This window comes from Xylanibacter sp., from assembly GCF_057607445.1.
In genome coordinates, this window is sequence record NZ_DBLZAX010000012.1 from 1 (window position 1) to 16,311 (window position 16,311).

Below are 16,311 nucleotides of genomic sequence, written 5' to 3' on the forward strand. Positions count from 1 at the left end.
ACGGCGTAACACCGGGTATTTATGTTCTAAAAATAAGCAAGGGTGGAAAAGCTGTTGTGAAAAAGATAATTATCAAATAACACGTTTCCTTGATTAATAGCCTTTAAAAACGTTATAACTTATGATGAACAAATGAAATTGACGATGTCAGCAACCAACAGACTACATATACATAAAACCTGGACAAGTTAATTTCAGATGTTAACAGAAAAAGCCTTCCCAAGCAACGGTCTTGAGAAGGCTTTTGTATTCAACAAAGACGGGATTTGTCCCGAATGGTCTCAGAAGCCGAAAAGCCAGACATCCCAGAGTATTTTACCGAAGAGGAACAGGCCGTCTACAATCACGCCCTTGAACTGTATAAAGACTCTTTGGCTAAAGCAAGCTGGCCTGTACCTGTTGATGAAGGAGGCTATCGCAGCCAGAGTAAACGACGGCGTGCTCACCGTAACGCTGTCTAAGATGTCTAAGCCCGAGTGTCCTGCGGCACGTCAGATAGAGGTGAAATAACATCCCGTTTAGCGCCGCTTGCGGCAACTTTAAGATGAATATACCATAGCCCAAGGGCGCGGTTCGTAAGAGCCGCGCCCTTTTTTTGTGCCATATTTAGCTTGTGTGTCTTAGTTATGGCATGCAATATGTATTGCTCTCGCCTTTCACTATCTTTTGATAATATAGGCATCGGTTCGGCAATAAAAATAAAAAAATACGTTTTTCATTTTGTATTGCTCTCACCTTTCACTATCTTTGCTGATATTTTGGCTTTCTTTCCAGGCCTTGAATATAAACGTAGAAATCTTACGGCTAATGAAAAACATCATAAGCATTATAAATTCATCCTATAATCCGGCATCACAGATATCTCCGTGCCTTGGTTCGCAGCTCTCTACGGCAGAACCTGCACACGATAAGGCCGGTGCCTCTCGTTCTGTTTTAAAGTCTTGCTTCATGGCGTTGCGCACGCTTCTGCTTGTGTTGCTGATGCTCCTGCCCTCATGCGCCGGTGCCCGCGTGCTGGCAAAAGACTATATGACCTTGGTCAAAAAGACATCAGACGCCTCGATAGACTATATAATGAAAAAGGCAGAGCATTATCTCAATGCCGGACATTCTGACACGGCGCTGGTGTATTACATGGTGGCGTGCAACCGCATGAACGACAAACTCTCCGACAAAGACAAGCAGCAATGCGCAATGGCATATCTGAAGAAAGGCAATATTCTCTATATGAAAGGCAACTACGCAGGTGCTCTCTCTGCCTATTTCAGCGGACTGCGCATTAACAACGATTGCAAGGCCAAGCACGAAACAGGGCGTTTCTACAACAATATAGCCAACGTATACTGCGTATTCGGCGACTATGTAAAGGGCTTGTCGTATTACAAGAAAGGCTATGAGTTTTGCCATAAATACGGCGACAAGGCCAATGCATACAAGATTCTTGCCAACATGACGAAAGTAAACATTATCAAGGGTAATACGTCCTCTGCCAGAAAATACTATAAGATGTCCGAGAAGGTGAAGAATCCTGCGGACAAGGAAAACTGCTACATGGGTATTTTCAATTTCGGACTGATTCTCATGGCGGAGAAAAACTACCCCGAGGCCATAAATACGTACAACGAATTGTTGAACTATGCTGTTAAAAACAAGATGGGACCGCGATACATTTGTTCTGCTTACAGAGAGCTATATAATAACTATATGAGTCTTGGCAATCGCGATTCAACATTGAAATACCTGCGTTTGTGCGAGAGTACGGCTGTAAAGCACGGCATATTGCATGTCTATCTTGATGTCCTTGTAAAATATGCTGACTTTTATGACTCAGTAAGCAATTACAAGGCAGCAAGCCGCTACAGGGCCCGTTATCAGCATGAGAAGGACTCGATATTCGACACAAACAAGTTTGATGCCGTTAAAAACGAGCAGACGCTTTATGAGATGGACAAGTACGACAAATACATAGCCTCGCTCAACGCCCGCGAGAAGGAACGCTTGCAGACCATTTCACGCCAGAGGCTCACCATCGCCGGCGTCACTGTCGTGACCGCTGTGATAGGAGTGCTGCTCCTGCTTGTGTACCGCCAGAAGGGCAAGATAGACAAGAGCTACAACGACCTGTTTGTAATCAACCGCGACTTCGTCAAGCAACAGGAGTTCACCAGGCAGCGCATGCTTGAGCTTAGCAACCGGCTTAAAAGCTCGGAGGCCGAGCTGGCAGCCCTGCGTGCGTCGCAGGAACATTCCGACGGAGCCGGCGAAGCGCCAGATACTGCCGTAGCCACTACTGCTGACGATGCTGACGGCAAGAACAAGACCCTGGCAATCAGCGAAGACATGCGCAGGAAACTGCTCGACGCGGTAATCGACGTGATGGAAAACTCGACCGAGTTTTGCAGCAGCGACTTCTCTCTTGCGCGCCTCGCCACGCTCGTAGGCTCCAACAGCAAGTACGTGTCTCTCGTGATAAACGACACCTTCCACAAAACTTTCAAGAATTACGTTAACGACTACCGCATACGTCTGGCTTGTCTGCGCATGGCCGACACAGGCACTTACGGTTCCTACACGCTCAACGCCATCGCAGAGAGCGTAGGCTTTAAGTCGTACACCACCTTCGTCGAGCTGTTCCGCAAGGTGGTCGGCATCACCCCGTCAATGTACAAAGACAAGCTGAAAGCGTCTGTCTGACAATGTGCAGACATGCTTTGCGTCGCGCATTTATGGCTATATTACACTAAGCATGACAGTTTTATAACTAAAACCGCCGCTTTTATTGCGTATTATCACCAATTTCTTGAAATTGGATATTTTTGATTTGCATTTTCTTTTGTCATGTCATAATTTTGCAGGTGTGACGAAACAGTCACGCATAGGGAATTGATATTTAATAAAGCGCTTTTTGAATTTGTCTGTTATCTAATTTAAATCTTAACCGTATGAAAAAAACTTTATTATCGTTAGTGACAATATGTTGTTTTTGTGCAGCGCCGGCACAAGAGTCGCCCATACCGTTCCAGACCCACGAGGCTATAATAACGAACGTGTCGTCAAACGGCAGCTATGCCGTAGGCTCGACTCAGGGCATAGGCTATTTTATTAACGCCAAGACTGGCAAACTGAGCGTGTTTGAAGAAACAGGTGTGATATACGACATTAGAGCCGTTGCCGACTGCGGTATTGCGGCAGGCTCGTACGCTCCCAACAACAGCGCCCAGATGCCGTGCTATGTCACCGAGGGTGATGGTTTTGTGCCACTGCCCACGCCGGAGGGCATTTCGGGTACGTGCTATGGAGTGCCCGAAGACGGTTCTTTCATCGCTGGCAATGTGTCGATTTCAGGTATCGACAATAACGGCGAACGTTTCAGTTACTACCAGCCGGTGATATGGTACCGCAACGAATCGGGAGATTACGATATGTACGAGGAATTGCCTTTCGATAAGATAGGTTTTGACAACCGCCTCACACAGGGCGCGTGGCTTCTTGGCGTTTCTGGCGACGGATTGACTATATACGGACGACTAATCGATGCCTCCGGCACCATCTACTTCCCTGTAATGTGGAAGAGGGCTTCGGCGCAGACAAGGGATTGGACTTACAAGGAGCTTTGTAGCGACTTCTGTTTCAACAAGGACGAGATAGCCCCCGAGTGGCCGCAATATGTGCCCAAAGAGCCTGACGTAACAGAATACTATACTGCCGAGGAACTTGAAGCCTTCAACGAGGCTCTTGCCGCCTATAATGATTCCGTAGAGCATGCAGGTTTTACCATTCCGGAAGAAGAAAGGTGGCCGTGGCCGACGTACAACCCCAACCAACACAAGACCGACTTCTTCAACACTGATACGCCCGACGGTGCAGACCGCAAAAACAGATACGCAGAGGACTATAACAAGTTCTTGAGCGACGGACAGGCTTATAATGACTCTATCATGCTGTATTACGATCGTCTAGGCAAATACCTAATCGGCGAAAACGTGTTCCACATCCTTGAAATGAACCTTAGCAACAACGGTAAATACATGGTAACAACCACCGAGACTAAGCCGGTCATAATTAACCCTGAGACCGAAGAGGTGACCGTACTTGAGGGAGTCGACGGACTGTTCCCTACGGCCGTGCTTGACGATGGCACCGTATTCTTGGGTCAGCCGGCATACATGCCTCCGCTCGACAGAGTTCCTTACGTACATAAGAACGGCGCAGTGATGGACTTTGGCGACTGGGTAAGGGAGCACAGCGAGAAGGCTTACAACGAGCTGATGGAGAACTTCCCCGACGGGCACTTTGGTGTGATATATTCAAATAATCCTGAAGGACTGACTTTCGGAGGCTTCAACCAGAAAAATGAGTATGGTAACTTGGGCTGGATCATGAATCTTAGTGCATATGATGACCTGACAACGGGTATTACCGAAAATAAGATTGCTGACGATGTAGAGGTATCATTCAACTCGGGTGAGGGCACTATCGACATAGCAGGCACAGATAAGGCTAACGTGCGCATATATTCAGTAAACGGCGTATGCGTATACAATGCTGCCGGAGTAAGCGGCCATGTATCAGTAGCATCGCTTGCACGCGGCACATATGTAGTCGAGGTTAAGAGCGGTAACAGCTTGCTACGTAAGAAGGTAATGATAATGTAGAATTTTTTTATAATCTTTAGGCGCGCCCTGACCGCCCGGTTATGTGACTGGGTGGTCAGGGCGCAGCCTTTACATATAAGGGATTTATGTCTCTGCGGAGGCATTTGTATATTTTTGGTGGATGACGTTGGCAGAACGCATCTGATTATTTATCTTTTTCGTTATCCAGTCCTGTGTGTTGCTGTTACCTGCATGCAGTTTTATGTGTTATGCCATGTAATGTTATTGTCTGCCGGATTTTGCGGTATTTCTGCAAGGTTACGCTATAACATGGAGTTTTTATAGATTATAAAAGCAGCCTATTTCTATCTCTCTGTTCATCGCCTTCCGTATGTTCCCGTTATTTTTGCCGTGTTTCTGTCCTTGTAGATGCATGATGCAGTAAAATATTTTGTCATCGCCGTGCAAGGAAGGGCAAAAGGGTGGGCTTTTATGAAAAAAGCACTATCTTTGCACCCGTTATGCACTTCACACTGAAAAGATACACAACACACTACCGCGCGCTCGTTTCGCTCGGCGTGCCCATTGTGGTGGGACAGATCGGAAACGTGGTACTCGGCTTTGCCGACACGCTCATGATAGGCCACCACAGCATGATGGAGCTGGCAGCCGCCAGCTTTGTCACCACCATGTTCACTCTGATCGTTATCTTCGCCATGGGCTTCTCCTATGGTCTTACGCCCATCGTGGGCGCCATGTTCGGCCGCGGCGAGAAGGAAGAGATTGGCGGCATACTGCGCAACAGCCTTGCCGCCAACGGACTGATGGCCGTCATCCTGCTTGCCGTCTCCGTGGTGTTCTATCTCAACCTGCACCGCATGGGGCAGCCCGTAGAGCTGTTGCCCTACATGCGCTCGTATCTTCTGGTGAACATCGTGTCGCTGCCCTTCCTGTGCATGTTCAATGCCTTCAAGCAGTTTTACGACGGAATAACCGACACGCGCGTGCCGATGTTCGTCATCCTGGGCGGCAACGTGCTCAACATCTTCGGCAACTATGTGCTCATCTACGGAGCCTTCGGCATGCCCGAGCTGGGCCTTCTCGGCGCCGGCATCAGCACCATGGTGTCGCGCATCGTTATGTTCGTTGCCTTCGTTGCCGTGTTTGTGTTTCACCGCAGCTATGCCCCTTACCGCCGCGGATATGCCGCCGGACGGCTCAACCGTGCCGACTTCCGCCGCATCAACACCCTTGGCTGGCCCGTGGCCATGCAGCTCGGCATGGAGTGTGCGGCCTTTTCGCTCTCTGCCATCTTCGTGGGCTGGATAGGCATAACGGCCCTTGCCGCACATCAGGTTACGCTCACGGCCTCGCAGCTGCTCTATATGGTCAACAGCGGCATGGCTGCCGCAATAGCCGTCAGGGTGAGTTATTTCCACGGTCAGGGCGACACTGCCGCCGTGCGCGACGCTGCCTATGCCGGCTTTCATGTCATCATGCTCATAGCCTTCGTGCTATCGGTGCCCGTGTTCCTGCTGCGCAACACGTTCAGCTATTGGTTTACAGACAGCGCCGAGGTGTGTGTGCTCGTGTCGCAGACCGTCATACCGCTCATCGTCTATCAGTTTGGCGACGGCCTTCAGTACACCTTTGCCAACGCTCTGCGCGGCATTTCGTGCGTGCGTCCGCTCATCTGGATAGCCTTTTTCTCCTATTTCGTGGTGTCGTTGCCGCTCGGCTGGTTCCTCGGCATACACAGCGGCTGGGGCCTTGTAGGCGTTTGGAGCGCGTTTCCCGTGTGTTTGCTGTGCGCAGGCATACTTTATTGGCTCTGCTTCATTCGGCGCCTCAGACGGCCTTAAAATGGCTCCTGCGGCCATTCTTCATGCCGTATGTCCTGCGGCGCTCAGGTTTTGTGGCGATAAATCCATTATAAAACGATATAAACATCAAAGGGAGACATGCCTGTGTCGGCGTGTCTCCCTTTCTCGTTTTATGGTGTTTCGGCATCAGCATGCTTCTTGTCAGGGCATGCTTACTTCAAATCCTGCCGCCAGTTTACGTGCAGTGTTATTTCTTTGTGCCCCACATCATTGTGTCAATTAGCTTATACCGCTCCTCGGTCTGCCTGTCGGTGGTCATCGTCGTGTTTACGTCGAGCCGCAGCACGGGCACTGCCTCTTGTCCGTTTGCCGGCGTCCAGTCTGGCAGACCCAGTCCGTTGGGGTTGCCCGTCTTTATGAAGTTGGCGTAATATCCCGAGAAGATGTCCGACATGAGGAAATCTTCCGGCTGCCAGTCGAACACGCGGTTGGTGGGTAGCGTGCCCATGGCATACTCTATGTCGGCCGAGTGTACGGCTCCCTTTGCCTCTGGCGCCTTGTCGTCGCCGTCCTCCTTGTCCTTCAGTCCGCCAGCCAGTCCTGCCACCTTTCCGCTTATTCTCATTGCCGGGCGCGGGTGGCAGTAGACGTATCTGTATACGGGCTGACCGCTGCTCATGGTGTGCATGTGTGCCCATTTCCACGTGCCGAAGCCTATGAACATGTCGGAGGCAAGCATCATGCCCGGCTCTCCGCTAACGTCGGCGTCGGTGCTGATGCCGTAAAGCTGCACAACCTTCTCGGCGTTGCTGCCGAACACGGCTCTGGCTGCCTCTGTGGCGTTGGCCACCGTGGCCGGCTTGCCCTGCAGGATGAATGACGGCTGAGCCTCCTCAGAGTTGCCGCCAACCAGCAGCGGCACCCTTGCCTGCCTGCCCCCGGCAAAGGTCTGTTCGGGCTGTTCGGTGAAGAAGTAGCCGTCTATGTTGTATGCCGGCCTGCTCCTCACGGCCGCGCGCTCCATCAGTTCGTCGGCGCTGAGAGCCCTGAGCTCCTCGAGCGACTTGCACCCCATCTGCTTCATCTTCTCCTTTCCTGCCTTTTCGGCCTCCTTCAGCGTGGCAATCTTGCCGAAGGCTATCACCGAACCGCTCGAGCCTATTGCCCTGCAGAAGAGGTTTCGTGACACGGGCGATGCCATGAGCGCGCTCACCGACATCGAGCCTGCCGACTCGCCGGCAATGGTTATCCTGTCGGGGTCGCCGCCGAATGCCGCTATGTTGTCCCTGAGCCACTGTATGGCTGCCGCCTGATCCATAAAGCCGTAGTTGCCCGAGCCCTTGTATGCTGTCTCCTTTGACAGGTCAGGATGCGCGAAGAATCCGAATATGCCCTCGCGGTAGTTTGCCGTAACGGCCACGATGCCCTTGCGCGCCATGCTCATTCCGGCATACCGCGGCTCGCTGCCGCTGCCTGCCATCAGTCCGCCGCCGTTGAAGTAGATCAGCACGGGCAGCTTCTCGTCCATGCTTTTTGCCGGCGTCCAGATGTTAAGATACAGGCAGTCTTCGCTCATCTTCTTTGTGCCGAAGTTCATGTCGCCGTATATAGGCTGCTGCATAGGGTTGGGGCCAAACTCCGTTGCCTTGCGCACGCCCTGCCATCGGGCTGCCGGCTGCGGTGCCTTCCAGCGCAGTGGGCCTGTGGGCGGCGCTGCAAAGGGTATGCCTTTGAACACCTTTATGCCCGACTCGCAGGTGCCTTCAACCACTCCGCAGGCTGTCCTTACCTGCGGTCCTTGTGCCGTTGCCACTGCCGCAAGCAGCGCCAGTGCCAGCGATAATATAGATTTTTTCATTGCTGTTTATGTTTTTTGTTATGTCGTCATATATGTTGCGGCTCACTCCTTGGCGCATATTATCAGCACGTGCGAGCCGTCGGCCGTGGTGGTGGCCATGATGTAGCAGTCGCCCCCGTCGCCCAGCTTCAGCCGCTTTCTCAGTTCCTCGGCCTTCATCGGAAAGTTGCGCGTGGTTATGTTTGCCTTGCCTATGCCGCCGAGCGCCTTCTTCAGTTCCTTGCGGTTCATGCTGCTGACGGCTTTTATGACGAAGGCGCGGCCCGGAAATCCGACGGCTCTCTGCTCCGACACGAACAGATGGCTGTCGCGGCTTATCTGTCTTGCGCCGAAGGCTGCCTCTATGCGGCCGAAGCATCCTGCCTTCATCACCGACGGATTAGGCTCATAGAGGCTCATGCCCGGCTGCAGGCTCAGCGGCGCGCGGCTGCCGTTGCTGCCGGCATCATTGCCCGTGCCGTCTTCATCCGTTATATTTCTCTGTATGTCTGTCTGCGGATTATAGCTGAATATGCTGCCGTCGTTGACGCACGTAACGCAGGTCAGTCCGTCAAAGCGTGCCGACATGACGAGCAGCAGCTCCTTACACTCGTTGCCTGCCGACACGATGTGCACCTCGCCCACACAGCTGCCGAAGTCGGCCACCGTCTTGTGCCAGTCGAGCATGGGCGACAGCTTCAGCATCACGAAGTCGGCCTTGGCCAGCATCTCGTCGCGCATGGCCAGCACGTCGGGCGTGCAGTCAGCCACGGCAAAAGTCCTTCCGCCATGGCTGTCGCGCCGTGCCGGGTCGGCAAATATCATCGTGACATGCCCCATTTGGCCCATAAATTGCTCAGAATCGGCGCATACCACCTCGGCCTGACTGATGCCCAGCACGCCCATGTTATGCCGCGAGAGCTCACACAAATGGCTCTGGCGCTCAACGTAGACGCCACGGCTGAAGCGGCGCGCCATGTAGGAGAAGTCGACGCCCAGTCCGCCCGTCAGGTCAACGAGCACGCTCTCTGCCTCTTTAGGCAGCCCGCTGACGAGCCTCTGCGCCACGTCTGCCTTGTAGATGGCCGTCTGTTCCGACGAGCACTGCTCCATCGACAGGTGCGGCGGATACTTTATGCCCTCTGTCGCGGCCCATTGCGGCAGCTTCCTGCGTGCCGTCTGCCATCCTGCTATCTGGTCGAGCGCGTAGCCCAGGTCTATGTCCTTCGCTCCGGCAGCCTTAAGGGCGAGCGCCCTGACGTCGTCGTTGCGGTGGAGCATTATAAATTCTTCAGTGTTCATTGTCTTCATATAAGTTTGTTGCGGGCGCATTGTGCCGTTCCCGTGGCCGGTCTGTCGTGCGGCGTGCCATGCGGCGGTGCAGCCCTTCGTCAGGCACAAATATACAACGTTTGAGGCTCACGCACAAGTAAGGAGACCATAAATTTTGCCTGCCGGGCATGATTGTGCTGCCGGGGCAGGGTGGTGTGGCGTAACGGCGTGATGTAAAATATTTTCAGCACTGATGCCTTCTGTTAGGCATGCCCTGCGATGCCGTTTTCCGAAATGCCGTGTCTTGCGCTGCAAAAGACCATGTTTCGCCGCCCGAAAGGCCACCTTTTGCAGGCTGAAAGGGCACGTTTTGCATGGCTGTGTTTATGTGGCTGATTGTCAGAAAGTTATGAAGTGCGTTGGCGTCAGCCGTTTTTGCACATCGAATACACATGAAGAGACACGCTTTCCGGGCGTGTAAGCATGCCGCAAAAAAAGCAAAAGGCGACAGGGATGTTGTCCTTGCCGCCTTTAATAGTGCTTAATTTTAAAGAAAAAAGAAGAATTTGTTATTTCTTGTGGTTAACCGTGTATACCACCTTTCCGTCCTTGTCGATGAGATGGAGCGACAGGGTGGTCTTGTCGGCACATACCAGCGAGAAGCCCGTAACGCCGCTGCAGAACTGTGTTCCGTCTACTGCCTTCACCTTCGGACGGCTCAGCGATCCGCTCGTGTTCACCACGTAGTCGATGTTGCTGCCCGGCTTGCGTATGTGCTGGAAGTTGTGTATGTGTCCGCATATATACATGCTCACGTTCTTGTGCTTGGTCAGTATCGGGTTCAGGCGTGCCTGCATGTCGCCGCGCTCAGATGTGTCCTTGCCCGTGTCGGCATAAACGGGGTGGTGGCCCAGCACGATAACCCAGTCTTCCTTGGCCGAAGAGAGCACAGAGTCGAGCCATTCGAGCTGCTTGTTGTAGTCCTGCTTGCCTGCGTCGGGATATTTCTCTGTGTCGTTGCGGTATTTGTCAATCATCGGTGCAGTGTCTATGAACACCAGTCTTACGGTCACTCCGCCGTCCTCAATCACCTTTGTGTAGTATCTTGCCGGCATGGCCCAGCGTGCGCTCACGTTTGTGTAGTCGAGCACGGCCTGCGTGTTGCCGCGGTACTCGTGGTTTCCGAGTGTCGGATACCAGTCGAGCATCAGTTCGGGATGGCTGTATATAAGCTCATAGTTGGTCATCCAGAGAGGGTCCTGCGTGCTGCGCACACCCTCAAAGTGGTGCACGTCGCCCGGCGCTGCCACACATTCTATGCCCACGGTCTCGGCCATGCGCCCCATCAGTTCAGCTATAGGCTTCTGGTCGTAGTATCCGTTGCGTCCCAGGTCGTTGGCCACGTAGAAGTTGACGTCCTTCTCCAGCTTGGCCCACTGCTCGGGAGTCTGCGCCATGATGCTCATCACGGCCACTAAAAGCAAAATCAGAGTTGTTGAAAGTTTCTTCATTGTTGTGATGTTTTTTTTGTTTATATTCGTTTTGAAAGCAAAGCCGGGACAGCAGGCTGAGCACATACTGATAACTTGCTGTAAGTCATTTTGTACTCTCTCACGCCTGTTTTCCCGGTTTCATCTGTGTTAATCCGTTTCAGGAATTCATTATAAATCTATTCTTCTTAAACATTACTCTCATGACCGTTCAGTCGTTTCCTGCTTAGAAGCTGAGCTTGAATCCGGCCTGGAGCTTCACTCCGTAGTACTCCACCTGCATTGTGCGGTCCTTCTCTCCCTGGTAGTAGCGCAGCGGCTGGTTCAGCAGGTTGTTGGCAGCGGCATAGAATGTGTACTTGATGTCCTTGCCCCATGTGTAGCTTGCGTTCAGGTCGAGATAGTTAACCTTGTCGTAGTAGCGGCGCAGCTGTGCCTCTTCCTGATACTCCTCGTCGTCCTGGAAGGCAGAAGTGAAGTTGTAAGAGAGACGCACGTTCAGTCCGCCCTTGTCGAAGTAGAGCGACGCGTTGGCCATGTGCTCTGGCGAACCGGGCAGAGCCTGCTCGTCTTTGTTGCCGAATACCGACTTGACCACGTTGCTGTGAGTGTAGGTATAGTTGCCGTAGAAGCCGAAGCACTTGAGTGACGGATGTATGAATCCGAAGTCGCGCTGCAGTCCGAGCTCAACGCCCAGGAGGTCTGCGTCGAATGCGTTTACGGGTCGTGTTATCTTGCAGTCGTCGTAGTTGCCGTAGCTGCCTTTAGACACATGCTCAACCATATAGTCGTTGATGCGCTTGTAGAAGAGTGATGCAGACACCAGACCTACGCTCTTGAAGTAGTATTCTGCCGACAGGTCGTAGTTGTTAGAGATAACCGGCTTCAGGTCAGGGTTGCCCACGAACACCTCAACAGGCGATTCGGTGCGGTTGATGCTGCTGCCCGGCATCATGTGAGAGTATTTAGGACGTGCCAGCGTCTTGGTGTAAGATGCGCGCACCTTCAGGTCGTCTGTGGCGTTATATTTCAGCAACACGCTCGGCAGCCAGTTGATATAGTTGTTCTTGTAGGTGCCGGTCGGCTCGAGATATTCGTTCTCGTCCTCGTCGACAATCCAGTTGAAGCCGCTTGTCTTCAGGTTTGTGGCCTCCATTCTGAGTCCGAGCATAAGTTCAAGTTTCTTTCCGAGCTTCTGCTCAAAGCGCAGATAGCCTGCCGAAACCTGCTCTGTTGCGTCGTAGTTGCCTGCCGACTCCTCGAGCACCTGCTCGCCGCCCATGGCTGCCAGGTCAACGTGGCTGATGCCTCCGAGGTAGTTCTTGTCGATGAACATTGTCGACTTATACTGGCTTCCGGGCATGAATCCGTCGCGTATGCGGTTGATGTAGTAGTTAGAATAGTCGTCGCCGAACATTGCTTCGTAGCCGTCGGTGTAGTCGTAGCATACAACGTCCTTTGTCTTCGACTTGCGTGTGTATTTTCCTCCGAACTTAAGCTTGTTGCCGTAGAGTCCGTTTGCGAGCGGCAACTCGAAGTCGAGCTTGAACTTCCACTCGTTCTCTATGATGTTCTCGTTGGCGTTTGTAAACTCGTCGAGCTTCCATTCGCCCTCGTCGAGGTTGATGTATGTTGTAGAGTAGGGCTGGCGCAGTCCGGCGTCTGCCATGTTGATGGTTATGTCTTTCTGCTCAAGGCTCATGTAGCGCTCGTCGGGGCGTCCCTCAGAAGCTCTTGAGAACGATGCCGACCAGTCGGCAGAGAGCTTGTCCCAGAGCAGGTGCTCGCCGCCCAGGGTGTAGTCCATGGTCTGCTGGCGCTCAAGTCGTGCGCCGCGGTTGTCGGCAGATCCTCCCTTGGTTTCTATCTGTGCCTTCATCTCTCCCTCGCCGTCTGCCAGGTCTTTGTATGACACGCGGTAGCGGTTCTCCCAGTCGTTGCGGCGGTTGTAGATACCGTTGAAGAACACTTTATGGTTGGGGTTGAACACGTAGTCGAGTGAGAGCGAGTAGCTCTGACGCTCACGTGTAACGTAGTATTGTCTTACCTCGGCGTCGGTGAGCACCACCTTGCCGTCGTCGTCGATGTCGTATTCAAACTCAGTGTTGTCCGATCCTGCCGGTGAGTTCTGGTAAGAAATGGCTGCCATGAAGCCCAGCTTGTCGTTGAAGAAGCGGTTGCCGTAGGTCAGTCCGAGGTTAAGCTGCGGCTTTTCGCTTATCCAGCTGTAGCCTGTTCCAGCCGTTATGTTGAACACTTCCTTGTACGGAGTGTTTTTGGTTATGAGGTTTATCGATCCGCCGATGGCGTCGCCGTCCATGTCGGCCGTAACAACCTTGTTCACTTCGATGGTCTGAATCATGTCGGCCGGTATGAGGTCGAGCTGCACGTTGCGTATGTCGCCCTCGGCAGAAGGCAGACGGTTGCCGTTGACGGTTACCGATGTGAGGTCGGGCGATGTTCCGCGCACCTGTCCGAAGCGTGCCTCGCCCTGGTCATACTGCACGTTGATACCGTTGATACGCTTCAGGGCGTCGCCGATGTTAGAGTCGGGGAACTTGCCGATCTGGTCGGCCGACACGACGTTGGTTATGTTAAAGTTATTCTTCTGAGTGTTTATCGCACGGCTCTGTCCGTGGAACGCTCCTTTTACCTCAACGCCCTTAAGCTCCATTCCCTCTGACAGCACGAAGTCTTTCACTTCTGTCTTTTCGGCAGATATGGTCAGTTTAGCCGTTGTCGGCTGGTAGCCTACGTAAGAAACCTTCACCGTGTAGACTCCCGGTTTCAGGTTGGGTATTGTGTAGAATCCGTTAGCGTCGCTAACAACACCTGTGTGCAGATTCTCGATCATAACGGTTGCGCCGGGCAACACCTGATTAGAGTTGTCGACGATTCGTCCGCGCATGGTTCCTAAGTTAGCTTCGTTAGAGTCAGTAACAGCCACTGCTGCTACAGAAAGCATCGCAGATAAGCAAAATAGCGATAATTTTTTGTAATTTTTTCTCATAAAAAACTAAAATAATTTTAACGCTGCAAAGGTCTGCATTCTGTGTTACAAAGCCGTTACGCTGCGGTTATAGTGTATTTAACAACTTGTTACAAATTTATTTCAATTTATTAAAATCTGTTTAAATACCTATTTATATAGTCTCCGTGTTAACATAATATGACATTCTGACGGCTTTCGGGCAGGTTTTAGGGCGTGGCGCACGGGTTGGCGTGCGGGTGGCGGCGGGGGTGCTGTATATGGCTTGGCAGCGATGCGTCGGTATGCCCTTGCGTAACGCCCTGATGCTCAATGCGTTGCAAAAGGCCATGTTTTAGCCTGCAAAAGACGGCCTTTTGGCGTGTAAAAGGTGCCCTTTCGGAATGCAAAAGGGCACATATCGGAAAACGGCCGCTGCACGGGCACATTTCAGCACGGCACGGGCGCCGGCACGACATGCCCCGCAGGCAAGACAGAGCGGCGGCAGGGCGGCCTGCCGGAAACAGTGACGCCGCCGTCTGCCGCGGCTGAGATATTCTTATGGTTTTGCGTGATTATAACAAATAAAATGCTTAACTTTGCATTCGACTGAAAGATAAAAGAATAATGGACGATAATTTCGATATAAGAAAAGAGTCGCTGTCGTCGGCCGAGAAGGAGTTTGAGAACGCCCTGAGACCGCTGCGCTTCGGCGACTTCAGCGGACAGCAGAAGGTGGTGGAGAACCTCGAGGTGTTCGTAGAGGCCGCCAAATACCGCGGCGAGCCGCTCGACCACACCCTGCTGCACGGCCCTCCCGGACTGGGAAAGACCACGCTGAGCAACATCATTGCCAACGAGCTTGGCGTGGGCTTCAAGCTGACGAGCGGCCCCGTGCTCGACAAGCCGGGCGACCTGGCAGGCATACTGACGTCGCTCGAGCCTAACGACGTGCTGTTCATCGACGAGATTCACCGCCTGTCGCCCGTCGTTGAGGAGTATCTCTACTCGGCTATGGAGGACTACCGCATCGACATCATGATAGACAAGGGACCGTCGGCGCGCTCTATACAGATTGACCTCAACCCCTTCACTCTCGTGGGGGCAACAACCCGTAGCGGACTGCTCACCGCGCCGCTGCGCGCCCGATTCGGCATCAACCTGCATCTGGAATACTACGAACCCGAGACGCTCACCAAGATTCTGAAGCGCTCGGCATCGATACTCAAGGTGCCCATCGACGACGACGCTGCCGTAGAGATAGCCCGCCGCAGCCGCGGAACGCCACGTATAGCCAACGCCCTGCTGCGCAGGGTGAGAGACTTTGCGCAGGTGAAGGGCACGGGACGCATAGACACAGCCATATCGAAGGTGGCGCTGACGGCGCTGAACATCGACCAGTATGGCCTCGACGAGATTGACAACAAGATTCTGCTGACAATCATCGACAAGTTCAAGGGCGGCCCCGTGGGCATAACCACCATAGCCACGGCAATAGGCGAGGACGCCGGAACCGTTGAGGAGGTGTATGAGCCTTACCTCATCATGGAAGGATTCATCAAGCGCACGCCGCGCGGACGCATGGTCACGGAGCTTGCCTACAACCACTTCGGCCGCAATCCGTATGCCGGCAACGTGATGGAGCCTGACCTCTTCGGTATGGGATAGGCCATGCTGACGGTGCTGTCAGACTGAATGTATATATAAAAATCAACAAAACAACAGATAGAAATCAATGCAGAGAACAGGCATTTTCGTAGGAAGCTTCGACCCCTTCACCACCGGTCATCATGCCATCGTCAGACGCGCGCTGCCGCTGTTCGACCGGATTGTCATCGGCGTGGGCTTCAACGAGCGCAAGAAATACATGTACAGCGCGCAGACAAGGGTGAAGGCCATTGCGCGCCTGTATGCCGACGAGCCTAAGGTGGAGGTAAAGGAATACAGCGACCTCACCGTCGACTTTGCCCGCCGCGAGGGCGCCGGCTTCATCATCAAGGGCGTGCGCAGCATCAAGGACTTTGAGTATGAGCGCGAGCAGGCCGACATCAACCGCAAGATAGGCGGCATAGAGACCATCCTGCTGTATGCCGAGCCTGAGTATGAGAGCGTGTCGTCGAGCATGGTGCGCGAGCTTATCCACTTCGGCAAGGACGCCGCCGAGTTTCTGCCCGCACCTGAGCAGGGACGCAAGACAGAGATTAAGGAGCCTTAAGACGTGCCCGCAGAGGGCAATATAACGCCTTCTGACGCACTTAAACGCATCTTGGCTATAACTTACCGCACGCCGTGCGGCAAGCCTTCAGAACGAAAATAAACAGCAAAA

At 53.0% G+C, this 16,311-nt stretch carries 11 protein-coding genes; 7 read left to right on the top strand and 4 right to left on the bottom strand.

Annotated features, from left to right (window positions below; all coding sequences use genetic code 11):
• The 5 genes from ACZMIG_RS09970 to ACZMIG_RS09990 all read left to right on the top strand — a co-directional run.
• On the top strand, positions 1–80 hold an 80-nt coding region (locus ACZMIG_RS09970; RefSeq protein ID WP_487889527.1), incomplete at its 5' end, for a T9SS type A sorting domain-containing protein.
• A 118-nt stretch (positions 81–198) separates the two neighbouring features.
• Positions 199–510 (top strand): hypothetical protein, encoded by a 312-nt coding sequence (locus tag ACZMIG_RS09975; RefSeq protein WP_487889493.1) that lies wholly within the window; start codon positions 199–201, stop codon positions 508–510.
• Positions 511–807: 297 nt separating this feature from the next.
• Complete coding sequence (locus ACZMIG_RS09980) at positions 808–2,694, top strand: helix-turn-helix domain-containing protein (RefSeq protein WP_487889494.1); 1,887 nt, start codon at positions 808–810, stop codon at positions 2,692–2,694.
• A 248-nt stretch (positions 2,695–2,942) separates the two neighbouring features.
• Positions 2,943–4,655, top strand: coding sequence for a T9SS type A sorting domain-containing protein (locus ACZMIG_RS09985; RefSeq protein WP_487889495.1), 1,713 nt, complete (start codon positions 2,943–2,945; stop codon positions 4,653–4,655).
• A gap of 461 nt (positions 4,656–5,116) precedes the next feature.
• Positions 5,117–6,457, top strand: coding sequence for an MATE family efflux transporter (locus ACZMIG_RS09990; protein WP_053397831.1), 1,341 nt, complete (start codon positions 5,117–5,119; stop codon positions 6,455–6,457).
• A 208-nt stretch (positions 6,458–6,665) separates the two neighbouring features.
• Here ACZMIG_RS09990 and ACZMIG_RS09995 read toward each other — a convergent pair whose 3' ends face one another.
• From ACZMIG_RS09995 to ACZMIG_RS10010, 4 genes are all read right to left on the bottom strand, one after another.
• On the bottom strand, positions 6,666–8,276 hold the full coding sequence (locus ACZMIG_RS09995) for a carboxylesterase/lipase family protein (RefSeq protein ID WP_487889496.1): 1,611 nt from the start codon (positions 8,274–8,276) through the stop codon (positions 6,666–6,668).
• Between the two features lie 42 nt (positions 8,277–8,318).
• Positions 8,319–9,557: a class I SAM-dependent methyltransferase gene (locus ACZMIG_RS10000; protein ID WP_487889497.1), complete on the bottom strand. Its 1,239-nt coding sequence runs from the start codon at positions 9,555–9,557 to the stop codon at positions 8,319–8,321.
• 539 nt (positions 9,558–10,096) lie between these two features.
• Positions 10,097–10,993, bottom strand: coding sequence for a metallophosphoesterase (locus ACZMIG_RS10005; protein ID WP_487889528.1), 897 nt, complete (start codon positions 10,991–10,993; stop codon positions 10,097–10,099).
• A gap of 250 nt (positions 10,994–11,243) precedes the next feature.
• Positions 11,244–14,027: a TonB-dependent receptor gene (locus tag ACZMIG_RS10010; RefSeq protein WP_053397828.1), complete on the bottom strand. Its 2,784-nt coding sequence runs from the start codon at positions 14,025–14,027 to the stop codon at positions 11,244–11,246.
• Positions 14,028–14,612: 585 nt separating this feature from the next.
• On the opposite strand from ACZMIG_RS10010, the gene ruvB reads away from it, so the two are divergent.
• Together ruvB and coaD are read left to right on the top strand one after the other, a co-directional pair.
• On the top strand, positions 14,613–15,653 hold the full coding sequence (ruvB, locus tag ACZMIG_RS10015) for a Holliday junction branch migration DNA helicase RuvB (RefSeq protein WP_053397826.1): 1,041 nt from the start codon (positions 14,613–14,615) through the stop codon (positions 15,651–15,653).
• 67 nt (positions 15,654–15,720) lie between these two features.
• A complete protein-coding gene (coaD, locus tag ACZMIG_RS10020) occupies positions 15,721–16,200 on the top strand; it encodes a pantetheine-phosphate adenylyltransferase (protein WP_021855771.1) in 480 nt (159 codons plus the stop codon).
• Positions 16,201–16,311 lie beyond the last annotated feature (111 nt).

Excerpts from the sequence above, each read along its gene's own strand:
- ACZMIG_RS09975 (WP_487889493.1), top strand. The coding sequence starts at position 199 with ATGTTAACAGAAAAAGCCTTCCCAAGCAACGGTCTTGAGAAGGCTTTT.
- ACZMIG_RS10005 (WP_487889528.1), bottom strand. The coding sequence starts at position 10,993 with ATGAGCATCATGGCGCAGACTCCCGAGCAGTGGGCCAAGCTGGAGAAG.
- ACZMIG_RS10000 (WP_487889497.1), bottom strand. The coding sequence starts at position 9,557 with ATGAACACTGAAGAATTTATAATGCTCCACCGCAACGACGACGTCAGG.
- ACZMIG_RS09995 (WP_487889496.1), bottom strand. The coding sequence starts at position 8,276 with ATGAAAAAATCTATATTATCGCTGGCACTGGCGCTGCTTGCGGCAGTG.
- ruvB (WP_053397826.1), top strand. The coding sequence starts at position 14,613 with ATGGACGATAATTTCGATATAAGAAAAGAGTCGCTGTCGTCGGCCGAG.
- ACZMIG_RS09990 (WP_053397831.1), top strand. The coding sequence starts at position 5,117 with ATGCACTTCACACTGAAAAGATACACAACACACTACCGCGCGCTCGTT.
- ACZMIG_RS10010 (WP_053397828.1), bottom strand. The coding sequence starts at position 14,027 with ATGAGAAAAAATTACAAAAAATTATCGCTATTTTGCTTATCTGCGATG.
- ACZMIG_RS09980 (WP_487889494.1), top strand. The coding sequence starts at position 808 with ATGAAAAACATCATAAGCATTATAAATTCATCCTATAATCCGGCATCA.
- coaD (WP_021855771.1), top strand. The coding sequence starts at position 15,721 with ATGCAGAGAACAGGCATTTTCGTAGGAAGCTTCGACCCCTTCACCACC.
- ACZMIG_RS09985 (WP_487889495.1), top strand. The coding sequence starts at position 2,943 with ATGAAAAAAACTTTATTATCGTTAGTGACAATATGTTGTTTTTGTGCA.